At 42.1% G+C, this 13296-nt stretch carries 12 protein-coding genes; 1 reads left to right on the top strand and 11 read right to left on the bottom strand.

Annotation, left to right across the window (positions count from 1 at the left end; all coding sequences use genetic code 11):
- Positions 1 to 12: 12 nt before the first annotated feature.
- From DESYODRAFT_RS14280 to trxB, 3 genes are all read right to left on the bottom strand, one after another.
- Entirely contained in the window at positions 13 to 1344 is a 1332-nt protein-coding gene (locus DESYODRAFT_RS14280; RefSeq protein WP_007784195.1) for an electron transfer flavoprotein subunit alpha/FixB family protein, read from the bottom strand.
- Positions 1344 to 2177, bottom strand: a complete 834-nt coding sequence (locus DESYODRAFT_RS14285; RefSeq protein ID WP_007784196.1) for an electron transfer flavoprotein subunit beta/FixA family protein — start codon at positions 2175 to 2177, stop codon at positions 1344 to 1346. Before DESYODRAFT_RS14285 ends, DESYODRAFT_RS14280 begins: the two co-directional genes overlap by 1 nt.
- Positions 2178 to 2327: 150 nt before the next feature.
- On the bottom strand, positions 2328 to 3242 hold the full coding sequence (gene trxB, locus DESYODRAFT_RS14290) for a thioredoxin-disulfide reductase (protein ID WP_007784198.1): 915 nt from the start codon (positions 3240 to 3242) through the stop codon (positions 2328 to 2330).
- A 201-nt stretch (positions 3243 to 3443) separates the two neighbouring features.
- Here trxB and DESYODRAFT_RS14295 point away from each other — a divergent pair, with 201 nt between their 5' ends.
- The gene (locus tag DESYODRAFT_RS14295; RefSeq protein WP_007784199.1) at positions 3444 to 6200 is read left to right on the top strand and encodes a UPF0182 family membrane protein; all 2757 of its coding nucleotides are present in this window, start codon (positions 3444 to 3446) and stop codon (positions 6198 to 6200) included.
- A gap of 128 nt (positions 6201 to 6328) precedes the next feature.
- On the opposite strand, the gene DESYODRAFT_RS14300 is transcribed toward DESYODRAFT_RS14295, so the two are convergent.
- The 8 genes from DESYODRAFT_RS14300 to DESYODRAFT_RS14335 all read right to left on the bottom strand — a co-directional run bounded on the left by DESYODRAFT_RS14300 (position 6329) and on the right by DESYODRAFT_RS14335 (position 13274).
- Positions 6329 to 7579: a hypothetical protein gene (locus DESYODRAFT_RS14300; protein WP_007784201.1), complete on the bottom strand. Its 1251-nt coding sequence runs from the start codon at positions 7577 to 7579 to the stop codon at positions 6329 to 6331.
- A 37-nt stretch (positions 7580 to 7616) separates the two neighbouring features.
- Positions 7617 to 8576, bottom strand: coding sequence for a phosphodiester glycosidase family protein (locus DESYODRAFT_RS14305; protein WP_007784202.1), 960 nt, complete (start codon positions 8574 to 8576; stop codon positions 7617 to 7619).
- 271 nt (positions 8577 to 8847) lie between these two features.
- On the bottom strand, positions 8848 to 9264 hold the full coding sequence (locus DESYODRAFT_RS14310; RefSeq protein WP_042338601.1) for an OsmC family protein: 417 nt from the start codon (positions 9262 to 9264) through the stop codon (positions 8848 to 8850).
- A gap of 16 nt (positions 9265 to 9280) precedes the next feature.
- Entirely contained in the window at positions 9281 to 9931 is a 651-nt protein-coding gene (locus DESYODRAFT_RS14315) for a hypothetical protein (protein ID WP_042338602.1), read from the bottom strand.
- A gap of 218 nt (positions 9932 to 10149) precedes the next feature.
- Entirely contained in the window at positions 10150 to 10857 is a 708-nt protein-coding gene (locus tag DESYODRAFT_RS14320) for a hypothetical protein (RefSeq protein ID WP_007784205.1), read from the bottom strand.
- 94 nt (positions 10858 to 10951) lie between these two features.
- The gene (locus tag DESYODRAFT_RS14325; protein WP_007784207.1) at positions 10952 to 11689 is read right to left on the bottom strand and encodes a phosphatase; all 738 of its coding nucleotides are present in this window, start codon (positions 11687 to 11689) and stop codon (positions 10952 to 10954) included.
- Between the two features lie 97 nt (positions 11690 to 11786).
- Positions 11787 to 12365 (bottom strand): hypothetical protein, encoded by a 579-nt coding sequence (locus DESYODRAFT_RS14330; protein WP_007784208.1) that lies wholly within the window; start codon positions 12363 to 12365, stop codon positions 11787 to 11789.
- Between the two features lie 96 nt (positions 12366 to 12461).
- Positions 12462 to 13274, bottom strand: coding sequence for an ATP-binding protein (locus DESYODRAFT_RS14335; protein ID WP_007784209.1), 813 nt, complete (start codon positions 13272 to 13274; stop codon positions 12462 to 12464).
- Positions 13275 to 13296: the final 22 nt, after the last annotated feature.

The raw sequence follows: 13296 nt of genomic DNA on the forward strand, positions 1-13296 counted from the left end.
GTTTGCCCCTCCTTAATTTGCCACGCCATGCTGTAGGCGTTTCTTAAACTCTGCAGTCAGCGCAGGAACTATTTGAAATAGATCTCCGACAATCCCATAATTCGCTACTTTTAGAATCGCAGCTTCAGGGTCGTTGTTAATGGCAATAATGAAGTCCGAAGTTTCCATGCCGACGAGATGCTGTATGGCACCGGAAATCCCGATAGCGATATAGACTTTAGGACGAACCGTTACCCCGGATTGCCCGACTTGCTGATCATGATTCAGCCACCCTGCTTCTACAGCTCCGCGGGTTCCTGCTATAGTAGCTCCCAGAACATCCGCTAACTCTTCAGCAATTACGAGGTTCCGTTTGGCAGCAAGACCTAAACCAACTGCTACGATAATCTCCGCCTTGTCTAAGAAAGCACTCTTAGCATCGGTATTGATAAATTCAAGCACTTTGGTCCGGAAGTCACTTTCGTTTAAGGTGAATTCCTCCCGAACTGTTTCACCCTCACGTCCGTCTACACGATCAGGCATAGCCATTACTCTGGGACGAACTGTCGCCATTTGCGGACGACGAGTGCGGCAAAGAATGGTCGCCATAATATTTCCGCCGAAAGCGGGCCGGGTTTGTTGTAAAAGCTTAGTATCCGGATCAATTCCAAGGACTGTACAATCAGCCGTTAATCCTGTTTGCAACTTTGTGGCAATTGCCGGAAAAACATCCCGGCCCATAGACGTTGCGCCCATCAAAATTATCTCAGGCTGATATTTTTTAACGAGATCAGTGATGGCTTCAGCATAAGGTTCAGTTCGGTAATCTTTAAGAATGGGATGATCAACCACGTAGACTGTTTCAGCCCCGTAAGCAAAAGCTTCAGGAATAACACTGTCAACCTGATGCCCAGTGATTACTCCGCTGAGTCCGCACCCTATTGCATCCGCTAATTTACGCCCTTCACCCAGCAATTCCCAGGATACAGGAGCGACTTTCCCATTCATATATTCAATAATAACCCAGACTCCGCTCCATACATCTCCGCCTGCAACCGGCTTCGCCTGAGCACTAATCGGCTTTTTGTCATTACCCTGAGCATAGTCTTTAATCGCATCGGGTTGTGGATCTTTTATGCTGAGCTTGGAACCGGCTTCAGGATCAAGCTCTTCTTTGGATTTTGCGGGTTTATTGGGTAAGGCAAGGGCATCGGCCGGACAGACGATGACGCATTTGCCGTGGTCTTCACACTTATTCGGATCGACGACTGCCAATCCATCAATCAGGTCCATAGCTTCCACTGGGCATTCCACGACACAAGCCCCGCACCCGATACATTTTGTTTTATCTACCAAGACTGTCATTAGCGCTTTCCTCCCTTCGCCAGGGGACTAACCATAATAATATTCGATTGAAATAGTTTTTGCACGACCGTAGCGGCTATTCCTGCAGGATCGTTTGTAGCATCAATTATTTCTCCGCCGCTGCGGCCCGGTGGTGCAAAAATTCGGGAGACACTGGTGGGGGATCCTTTAAGCCCCATTTGTTTGACATCAAAGGGAAGGGCTTTAACATCCCATACTTCCGGCTCATAGGCAGCCGCTTTCATCATATTGGGAAGTGAAGCGTAACGCAAGTCATTCAACTCTTTTTCCACCGTAAGTAAGGCCGGCAGCTGAGCTTCAACAATCTGACGCCCACTCTCTGTTTTGCGTTCGGCCGTTACGGAAGTATCGGTGACTTCTCGTACCTTTATCACATAGGTTAATTGAGGGAATCCAAGTCGTTGAGCTATACCAGGGCCCGTTTGAGCGGTATCTCCGTCAATAGCTTCTTTTCCCGCAAATACAAGGTCGATAGGTTCAGCTTCATGTAACTTTTTGATAGCCATCGAAAGTATGTAGGCCGTGGCTAAAGAGTCTGAACCGCCGAAGGCACGGTCACTCAGAAGAATTGCACGATCAGCCCCGTAAGTCATAGCTTTTTTCAGTGCCTCTTTGGCTTGCGGGGGCCCCATAGATACAATGGTAACCTTCCCGCCAACCTTTTCTTTAAGGCGAATTGCTTCTTCTAAACCATGCGCATCATAGGGGTTAATGATTGACGGTACGCCCTCTCTCATTAGGGTATTAGTAACCGGATCAATACGCACTTCAGAAGTATCTGGAACTTGTTTAAGACAGACGACTAAGTTCACAAAAAATTCCCTCCTTTATGTGAAAGTTTCGGACTTATCCAAATTAATTTAGAATTTGAATCACTTAAATATTTTAGTCTAAATTTTAAAAAATTTCAAGGTTTTATTCGTTTTATAATATTATTTGTTGAATTTTGTAGATTTAACGATCTATTTGTTCTCTTCGAGATACTTTTCAACTTCGACCGCGGCCAAAGCACCATCCCCAACAGCGGTTGCCACTTGACGCAGAGGAGTATTGCGAATGTCTCCGGCTGCATAAACACCTTTAATATTGGTCTCTAATAGTGCATTCGTCAGAATATACCCCCGCTCATCCGTTTCAATCTCCCCTTGAAGGAATTGAGCATTAGGATCCGTTCCTACATAAATAAATACGCCATCAGCAGAAATTTCTCGTATTGCCCCACTTAGGACATCGCGAATTCTTACACCTTCTACATGGCTGGAACCTAAAATTTCCTCTACCACAGCATTTAGTTCGAAACGGATTTTATGATTGTCTTTAGCTCTGTTCAAAGCAGTTTGGGAGGCACGAAAGCCGGTTCTTCTATGGACAATAGTTACTTCCTCAGCAAACCTGGTAAGGTAGGTACCTTCTTCGATTGCTGCATCTCCCCCGCCAACAACGATAACCTTTTTACCTTTAAAGAAGGCGCCGTCACAGGTTGCACAATAGGATACTCCACTGCCTATAAATCGATCTTCCCCGGGGACACCTAATAACCTGGGCTTCGATCCCGCAGTGATAATAATGCTTCGTGTCTCAAGTACTTGATTGTTTGTATGTACTTTTTTTACAGACTCCTGAAGTTCGAAGGTTTGTACTTCCTCGAAAATAAACTCAACACCAAAGGCTAAAGCCTGCTTATGAAATAAATTCATAAGTTCATACCCATTAATTCCATCCGGAAATCCAGGATAGTTCTCAATATTCTCCGTCGAAGCAGCCTGCCCTCCCGGCATTGCTAATTCAATAATCGCTGTTTTCAGCCCTCCCCGTGCAGCATATATCCCGGCTGTTAGACCTGCAGGACCGGCACCGACAATAAGAACGTCATACATGACTTTCGACCTCTCTTTATTCAACAATTTATACCCCTTAAGGGTATTGCTCTTTCATAGTATAACATAGTTTATCCGGAATTTAAAAGTAATTGGCCCAAATAGATTAAATTAATGGAGGGATTTTCAAATGTTGGGAAGAATATAATAAGACTGTCTTAACTAGTTTCAATGTTCCAGTCTTAAAAGGAGGAATCATACTTGCGCCGTTTCCTAAGAATACTTATTGGCTTTATTATTGTGATCGCAATCCTGACTGCGTCGAGCGGTCTATATGAGGATTGGTTATGGTTCAATGATCTTGGTTATTCTCAATTATTTTGGACCCCATTATTAAGTAAATTACTTTTTCAAGCCGTCAACGGAACCATTCTTTTCCTATTTATCGCCGGCACCTTATTGTCTATTCGCCATGCTATTGTGACCTCCGTTAACGAACGCCTGCGTCTTCGTTTGCGTTTGGTACAGGATATGAACCGCCCGGTTTTAAGCCTGAGCCAACGAAGGGTGACTATATGGTTATTAATTATATCGGCAATTGTAAGCTTTGGCATTAGTTTTGTGGCTGGATTCACTGGCTGGCTGGATATTCTCTCCTTTACCCATGCTACCCAATTTAGTCAGGTCGATCCGATTTTCGGCAAGAATTTAGCGTTTTACTTTTTTCGATTGCCTTTCTTGGTAACCATATATGAGGCTTTTTTTGGTCCTCTGTTTTTACTCACCTTGTTTACCATCATTTTCTATATCGTAACCGGGGTTATTCGTTTCCATTCGAAAAAGCTATGGCAAAATGGGGCTGTCTCCATGGGACCCAGTTGTCGGAAGCATTTAGCCTTTTTAATTGGAATCCTCTTTGTCTTAAAAGCCTATGGATACTACTTGAATATTTTTCAGTTGCTTTATTCTACTCATGGACACGTAGTTGGAGCCGGCTTCACGGATCTAAATGCTACTCTGCCCGCACTCAAAATCTTGATTGTTATCAGTATTATAGGATCTATTTTGGCCTTTGGTTCCCTTACTTTTAGAGATACCCGCTTATTAACCGTTCCAGTTGTCGGAAATATCCTCGTCGGAATCCTGATTTACAGCATTATACCAGCGCTCATTCAATCCTTTATTGTTCTTCCCAATGAACTTAGTAAAGAGCGCCCCTATATTCAGCATGAACTCGAACTAACCCGCTTCGGGTATGGCCTGGACCATATTAAGGAGATCGATTATCCTGGCGACACCCCTATTACAACCGACGCTTTGAAAAATGATCTGGGAACACTCAACAACATACGGCTTAATGATGCCCGTCCCCTGTTGCAGACCTATAACCAGAAACAGGGCATACGACTCTATTACAAATTTAACGATATTGATATCGACCGCTACCTGATCAATGGTGAATCACGTCAAGTTATGATAGGCCCCCGGGAAATATCCACTTCCGATTTAGCTTCAGAAGCAAAAACCTTTGTTAATATTCGGTTTAAATATACCCACGGTTTTGGCGCTTCCGCATCCTTTGCCAATGCCGTCACCTCTGAAGGACTGCCCTCATTCGCCATCAAAGACGTTCCTCCTGTCAGTGAGTTTCCTGAATTAAGACTTACAGAGCCAAGAATCTACTATGGTGAACTTACGGACGACTGGGTCGTCGCCAATACTAAGGTTAAGGAATTCGATTACCCCTTGGGAAACTCCAATGCTGAAAATTCTTATGAGGGTAAAACCGGAATTCCTTTAACTCCGCTTAATAAATTTATGCTTTCTCTTCGCCATGGGACCCCACGTTTCTATCTTGCCAATGAAGTGACTGCAGAAAGTAAAATGCTTGTATTCCGCAATATCAATGATCGGGTTCAAAAACTGGCACCCTTTTTGACCTATGATACAGATCCCTATATGGTCATTAATAATGGCCGCATAAAATGGATTATCGACGCCTATACCACCTCCGAGGCTCTTCCTTATTCACATCTTCAGCCAAACTTAGAATTTAACTACATCAGGAACTCCGTAAAAGTAATTATTGATGCCTATGACGGAACGGTTGATTTTTATGCTATCGATCCCGACGATCCTATTTTACAAACCTACATGAAAATCTTCCCAGGCGTTTTCAAGGACGCTGCAAGCATACCTCCCGGTCTGAAGAGTCATTTACGCTATCCGGAAACACTTTTTAGTGTTCAAAGTAATATGCTTAAGAACTTTCATATGACAAATCCCTCTGTTTTTTACAATAAAGAGGACTCCTGGGATATTGCTCAAGAACTCTTTGAGAGTAAACCTCAAAGCGTAACCCCCTATTACACCATAATGAAGATTCCGGGAGAAGACAAACCGGAGTTTGTGCTGATGCTTCCCTTTACACCGGCTTCCAGCGCCACAAATACACGAAATAATATGATTGCCTGGATGGCAGCGCGGATGGATGGAGAGCATTATGGTGAGATATTGCTTTACAAGCTTCCTAAGAATATTGAGATTTACGGACCCTTGCAAATCGAATCTCGAATTGACCAGGATCCTGGGATTTCCGAACAGCTTTCCCTGTGGGATCAAAAAGGATCAAGTGTCATTCGCGGAAATCTCTTAGCTCTTCCGATTGGCGGAGGCTTCCTCTATGTAGAACCTATTTATCTGCAGTCGGATAAAGGCGGCAGTATTCCGGAAATGAAACAGGTCATTCTTGCCTATCAAAATCGTTTAGTCATGGCTGGAACTTTGGCGGAAGCCTTAACTCAACTATTTGGAGAAGGAGTACCTCGGCTCACAACACCCGGACAAGGTGCTGTGCTGCCGCCTGGTTCTCCAAAAGAAGCAGAAGTAACGGCTGAAGATTCCCAAACTATAACCACCATCATTGAGCAAATGAATCAAATCCGAGCCTTATTGGATAATTTAGAAACTCAACTCAAAGGCCTGCAAAGCACCTCAAGTGATATAATCTCAGAGTAAGAAAGGGCTGCTGCAAAACAGCTTTCGGTAAATAATATGCACAAAAAATCAGCCCGAAGGACGTTTTTTAACGCCTTTCGGGCCTTTTTATTACCTTATCCTAAAAAATACTAGCAAATTGCTATGGCCTAATTCACTTTGGACTTAATAGGGGATAATTCTACAAGGGTCGAGGTCCCTGATCGATTAAGCTGAATAAGCTCAGCACCATCATCAGAGATGTAGTTCTCATCCCCGAGCAATTCAAACTCTTCAAGCTGCCCTCCAGTGATAATAGAGACTGTTTTCTGATTATAGATGACTATCTGGCCTTTTGAACCGATAATAGTCCTTACCTCGCTAAAGGGAAGGGAGCCTTCCCATTCTGTTACCAGAGACGGATTATTTTTCATTTCAGAAAGGTCCTCTGTCGTTTTGATCTTAACAAGCTGATTATTTTTAATTTCCCCTATATACACCTTGCCATTTCGTATTCCTAAGACCCTATCATTAGCATTCTTAGAGATAGTTTGACGATTTCCAACACCTAAAGAAACGACTTGCTGAGTCCCACTCACTTTGCTATTGATAAATAATGTTCCATACCGATCAGAGGCAGCCATTCCATCAATGATCTCCCCAGTTCGATTCAAGGTGCGTACGTTTTTCATAACGTCAATTTCCATAAGTTTTTCAGTTGATCCGTTTTTAACGGTAAGATAAATAAGATTCGTAGTTGTTGAAACAACCAATTCGTCGATTTTTCCGTCGGCCGGAAACTCATTAATGGTTTGATTAAAACGATCATCTGGTGAAGTATCTTCATCACTATCAGGAAGTTCAAGTGTATAGAGTTCTGTAATTTGCGGATTGCCGTACCGGGCTTCGGTTTTAGTCTGAGGTACAGTTTCTTTTGGCTTTTCTGCGGGTTTATTCGGCTTTTGATTGGGATCTTCAAGATCAGGTTCATTGACAGCCGGCTTAGTTGGAGTCTGTACAGGTTTCACGGGTACCGTCACGTAAGTTACAGGATTCGGGTTCTTTTTAGCATAAAAATAGAGTAGGGTATCCCGGTCAGGCAGCCATTGATAAGAGAGAACCCCCTTTGTTTTTTCGTTGTCGGGAGCTTTCTTTTCAAAAACTATTTTTTCTTTTTTGAGATTGAAGATTTTTAAAGTTCCATTTTCCATATACGCTAAATAATCTTTAGCATAAGATATTTGAATGTTTTCCAGATTTGAACCGGGTATAGTCGCTTTTAGTTCCTCCGTTATCGGTCCATTGTCAGCGACAGGCCCCAAAACTTTGGCCACTTGATGGTCAAGCAGAGAGTAGGCTCCGAATTGGAGAAAAAGTGAGATTAAGGACCAAACTAATATAATACGCAGCTTTTTCTTCATGCGTCATTCATCCTCCTTCAGCAGAGATTCTCGTTTCCTATGGGGTTACTACAAAAGCAGTAGGAATATAACGTTCACCAAAAATATTCCAAAGCTTATTCATGACTTTTCCATCATAAACAAGTTCTGAAGAAGAACCGCCATCGAGATTGACAGCATTTACGGCATCATAATCATCAAAGACATTCATGAGATCCCGTAAAGTTGCGCCAATACTCCATGTAGGCTGGCGTCCGTCAATGACAACAAATATCACCGTTCCGTCCGCCCTTTGCCCGATGCCTGTCCGGGGGGCAATTCCCCACCCGCCATCGCCGCTGATTTGCGGCTTGCCATTAACAATCAAATTCGGTTCAAAGGTAACGACTTCACGCATGTTTTTCTCTATAAGTTGCTGAGCATTCATTTTACCGAGAACGAGTTTCCCTTGGTCATCAAATCCAACAATATTAACCGCCTTATCCCCCACATTGTTATGGACAATTTCCCCGTTATGCATTGTCAAACCATCCGGAAACGCTCCGTTTCCTTTGCCATTAGGGTCATAGAACCCTCCGGCATTGATCCCGGCAATTGCTCCCATATCCTTGACGAGATCAGTTACCCGTTCTCCGGTTACCCCAATCTCCTTAGTGACAGCTAACTTAACTCGTTTTGGGTCCTTAATCAACATCACTTTACCTTTAAAACTTCGACCTTGAATATCTTCGATTGTTATTCCTGAAGCCTTATCTGTAATAACTTCTGTTCGTCCAAAATCTTGGTCGCCCCCTGGAGAGCTATTCGAATTCATAATACGGCTAATTTCTTCTTGAGAGAGAAAAGCCTCTACAACCTGTGGATGTCTGGAGGTAGCTACTGCTCCCACAGCAACGGTTTTGAGTGACTCAAATGGTCCCCAAAACAATATAAATGGAACAAGAATCGCTGCAAAAATCATATTATACATAAAAAACACTAGGATCATTCTTATTCTTATCTTACTTTTTTTTCTCATCTATTTTTCTCCTTCCGATACAAATTGATATAAAACACACAAGGATTAGAGTTAGGTAGTGCAAAAAAACAAGCCGCAATTTTGGAGATGCGGCCACGAATCACTTTACGACAGACTACTCATTATAGATCTTCCGTTATGAAATCGAATTTCAACGTCCTTAGTATAACAAAACATGTATATACTATCAAGGATTGTCTCTAAAGTATCTTGGTGTCTTGATGGCAGGAAGTAAAAAAAGAACCGTCTTAGATAAAGACGGCTCAAATTATTATCGTTCGTTAATTTCAATTTGATAGGTCAGATTAGCAGCTTTATCGATCATATTAGCAACACTGCAGTATTTCTCCATTGAAAGTTGAACGGCACGATCAAGCTTATCTTTTGGAAGAGATTCCCCCCAAAACTTATAGACTATTTCAATATCTTTGAAGACACGAGGATGATCGCTGGCGCGTTCACCTTCGACAGTTGCTTCAAAACGCTGGTATTTAACCTTCATCTTCTCAAGGATTAAAACAATGTCCATACCACTGCATCCGGCAATTGTCATCAGGAGAAGCTCCATAGGACTCGTCCCATGCCCGGTTCCTCCGGCTGTTACGCTGGCATCCATATTGGTTAAGACTTTTGCACTGCCTTCACCTTGGAAATGCATTCCTTTTATATGTTTGACTGATACTTTCACTGTTATCCACTCCTTCCTACTTGGCGACCGCGTCAAGCTGCTCTTCATCATCGGGATACTCCTGATCTTGGAGTATAATGGATTGACCATGCAAATGAGTCTCAAACCTTAGTGGGAATATAAGAATCATTAATGCCAGACCACCTACGGCAAGTGAAAGATATTGCAGCGAAAGAATGGAAAAGACCAGAGAGGTTAATTTAGACGATGTACCGATAGCATAACTAAACGGTTGTACAAGCTCCAAGTTAGATTTTAGCCTTTGCTCAAGAGAAGCATCGGAACCAGTTATGTTGCTGATCCAAACTTCCTTTTCTTCTGTATCTACGGAATTAATCAACTGCTTTCCCGTTTTAGAGAAAGGATCTAACGAAGACATATAGATAAAACCCTTGGTTGTATATACCTTATACAATTCTACTGGTGCACCCGTAATTGCAGCCTTAGTATAGGTTCTCTCAATTCTTAGAATATCATCCTTGCCAACATTCACAGGCCCCTTATTTGTAATTATTGAGTATAAACCACGATCAATTAATTCAATATTGATTACTTTAACATCTAACAATCGAACCCCAACCATTGATATTAGTATTAGAAACAGACTTAAAAATATTACAACTCCCGCTATGCGTTCGCGATCTATCTGACTTCTTTTAAAAAGCACAGTCACACGTCCTTTACGTTTACTATGAGAAACTCTCTCTGTCTCTTTTTTAAATAGTTTACCCCCAAAACACATTGTACTATAAATAATTTAGTGAAACAAATCAATAAATACCTATAACACACAAAGGAAAGGCATTTTTCCTTTCCTTTGTGTGTTATCTTGTTCTTTCGAGTGTTTAATGCCATTTTTAACCACATGGCTAAGGGGCTCGAAACTTATTTTGTGCCAAAGTGCGTCCCAAATCTGGTAAGCAATTGCAGGAGATCGCTCGGAGTAAAGGTAAGAGGAGTATTATTATTCGTCTCTTTAACCGGTTTGCGTAGGGGTCTTGAACCCGTAGTTTCAGGCGGAACAACCGCTCTGACAAAAATCGTAGCCAACAATCCTACGATTAGAAGCGGAAGTGCTCCTCTGAGACCAGGGAATATGAATAATGGAATCGTTAGACGTATATACGGTGTGTATAATTCATTAGAATAGTCCGCATTAAAAAATATAGCAAATACAAGTGGCGCTTCGGGGCTTTCGGGAGTAGGAAACCCCCGCTCTCCTGTTCCCACGCCAAGCGCTCCGTTCGAATTAGTAAGTGTCCCATTAGTTGTGGTATTAACGTTTGGAGAAGAGTGGGATCCGCTGGCCATCCATTTCAGGAAGTCTTGAAGCTCAGAAATTGGCATTTGTACGGTTTGTTCATTCGTCACATCCAGAATAGGGATACTTTTAACCTTGAAAAATCGTTGGGCAATAAAAAGGATGGTTTGGGCTCCGATGCTAACAGCAGATGCCGCGAAAACCCTTCCAGTTAAGAGAGTCTGAGAAAATATAATCGTCGAACTCCCAGCAACTGAACTGATAGGAGCAAAAATAGTAATCCCCATGTTAAGAGATTCTTCGCAAACTCTTTCAGGTTCTCTGCCGGGCATATCTATACCTCCCCTTCCTCCTTGTTACAATATATGGAATAGGGAGATGCTGTGTACCTTGGCTTTAATCGCCGCTATAAGCTCACTGTGAAATCTAAGTATGTGTAATGATTGGACGGTTTTTACGACGGCTTGCCAAATAATCCATAACCCGATCAGGAGAAGTATTAAGAACCTGCTGCTCCTTGATTCCCACTTCGTTTACTAAAGCAAGAGCATGGCCGAATTCTCCTACCCGGTCTGTAAAGTGAGCATCACTTCCTAAGATAACCGGTCCATTATAGTGAGCCATATAACGGGCAAAGCGCCGGCAGTTTTCCCGCGCCCCCCTCTTTTTGCTTGACAGGGAGCTGTTATTAATTTCAACCGGTATATTTAATTGTGCGGACATATGAGCAATACGTTCAAGATCCAACTCAAATTCCGGGCGTCCCGGATGAACCATCATATCTGTATAAGGATTTTTCATAGCTTTGATATAGGCCTCTGTGTTTTGCTCAGAGGTTCCGCCAGGATAACTAATAACATGTAGTCCCACCAGAACAAGTTTCAACTTGGCTAGATAACGTATTGGGATATCTAGTTCCCCTTCATGAGTTGTGATATTGGCTTCAACGCCTGGTAAAATTTTAACTCCATATAACTCGTCAGGAATAATTGCCAAATTTCCAAAATGATATAGATTTGGGGCACCTGGCATTGAAGGACCATGATCAGTCATCCCCAATAATTTAATGCCTTTATGCGAGGCCGCTAAGGCATTTTCTGAAAGAGTACTGTAGGCGTGTCCACTTGCAACGGTATGTGTATGCAAATCTACTTGTATATCCATTTCATTCACCTCACTAAATTTAATTATAACGCCATTGAATAAAAAACAAAAATAAGTGCTTATTATGGCACTTATTTTTAAGTTCATATAGGATGATTTACTGTTTATTGACTGTCGCGGGGACTTTAACCGTCGTATCCACGTTAAAACGAAAACTTGCTTCAGTTGCCTGTTCCAGCCCTCCTTCGGGATTTGGATTGATTTTAAAGGTAATCAAATGCTGTCCGTCAGTGCCGCTTTTACCTGATGCGTCCCCAAGGGCTTTAATCTGCCTGAATGCTACACGAGCAGTGGCGCCCGGTTCTAAGGTTTTCAAGCTCCCTGGTGAAATTACCTTTTTAGCTTCATCTCCGATTAACGATACTTGAAGTTCAACCGGTACATTGGTCATTTGCTTAGCTGTCATGTTCTGAACCGTTACGATAAGGTCAAACGTATTAGTAGAGATCACCTGTGAGCCTTTTAATGAGACACTGCCATAGGTGAGATCCTTAACAATTGAAGCTGGTTCCACTGCAACACCGATCATTTTGATTTCCGGAGTTCCGTTGTCTTTACTGACACTCGCCATTTTATTCTCCCCAAGCGAAAATGCGGCAAACCCGATCAAACATAATACGAAAACACTTACGACCATGACAATGTATTTGCGGTTAATTGTGATAATTTTTGCCATAGCTGAACACCTCCTATTTTTTTGGTTCCTTAAAAAAACCTATGCACGTCCTAGTAAGGACATGCATAGGTCTGAAAAAAATTTTAGTCTATTTTTTTATTTTTTACCTTCCCGTTCCTGATAAATTTGAAGGCGAATATCTTTTTGTACTGTCAGCCGAAATATCCGCGAAGACTGAATAATACGTGATGTTGTTCGTAATCCTATATAATCCTCCATTTCATCAAGAGAAAGGTTAGACGTAATTACAGTAGGCAACTGCTCATTCAGACGATAATTTATAATGGAATACAGTCTATTTCTTGTCCAATCTGTATAATTGTGGGCACCCAAATCGTCAAGAATTAATATAGGAATGGTTCGCGCTGTATCGAGTAAATCCAGCTCATTAAGTTCCGACTTGTAAGTTGCTCTCAATTCATCTAACAGGTCCGGAACAACTATAAAAAGAACCTTTAAGTCGGATTCCATAAGTTCATTTGCTATACATGCAGCCAGATATGTTTTACCTGATCCAACAGGCCCCGTAAAAACGATCCCAAGACCATAAGGGTTTTGTAAACATTCATCTACGAAGCCTCTAGCTGCTCTTAAGGCTTTAACAGCTCCGTCTCTATGATTTTGATCGATCAATTCGGAAGAATAAAAATCAAATCTAAATTTATCAAATCGGCATTTCATTAAATCTCTGGAGATTCGAGCATGCCGAAACTGATTTTCAAGTTTCTTTGTTTGCATACAATGACAGGGATAAGCTATATCCCCTTTGAGCACAATTCCCCGGTCATCACAAATAGGACACTTTACCTTATCAAGAGAATATGGCTGATCTGTATCAGATATCAGGTTTGTACATGACGTTTGGGATGGCATAACATTACTTCCTAAAATATCTTTTATACGTTTCATTTGGCATCCCCCTATAGACAAT

Origin of the sequence: Desulfosporosinus youngiae DSM 17734, from assembly GCF_000244895.1 — a bacterium.
GTDB lineage: Bacteria > Bacillota > Desulfitobacteriia > Desulfitobacteriales > Desulfitobacteriaceae > Desulfosporosinus > Desulfosporosinus youngiae.

What these genes read in the sequence shown, in the direction of transcription:
- DESYODRAFT_RS14280 (WP_007784195.1), bottom strand. Translation starts at nt 1,344, where the DNA reads ATGACAGTCTTGGTAGATAAAACAAAATGTATCGGGTGCGGGGCTTGT.
- trxB (WP_007784198.1), bottom strand. Translation starts at nt 3,242, where the DNA reads ATGTATGACGTTCTTATTGTCGGTGCCGGTCCTGCAGGTCTAACAGCC.
- DESYODRAFT_RS14300 (WP_007784201.1), bottom strand. Translation starts at nt 7,579, where the DNA reads ATGAAGAAAAAGCTGCGTATTATATTAGTTTGGTCCTTAATCTCACTT.
- DESYODRAFT_RS14305 (WP_007784202.1), bottom strand. Translation starts at nt 8,576, where the DNA reads ATGAGAAAAAAAAGTAAGATAAGAATAAGAATGATCCTAGTGTTTTTT.
- DESYODRAFT_RS14320 (WP_007784205.1), bottom strand. Translation starts at nt 10,857, where the DNA reads ATGCCCGGCAGAGAACCTGAAAGAGTTTGCGAAGAATCTCTTAACATG.
- DESYODRAFT_RS14325 (WP_007784207.1), bottom strand. Translation starts at nt 11,689, where the DNA reads ATGGATATACAAGTAGATTTGCATACACATACCGTTGCAAGTGGACAC.
- DESYODRAFT_RS14330 (WP_007784208.1), bottom strand. Translation starts at nt 12,365, where the DNA reads ATGGCAAAAATTATCACAATTAACCGCAAATACATTGTCATGGTCGTA.
- DESYODRAFT_RS14335 (WP_007784209.1), bottom strand. Translation starts at nt 13,274, where the DNA reads ATGAAACGTATAAAAGATATTTTAGGAAGTAATGTTATGCCATCCCAA.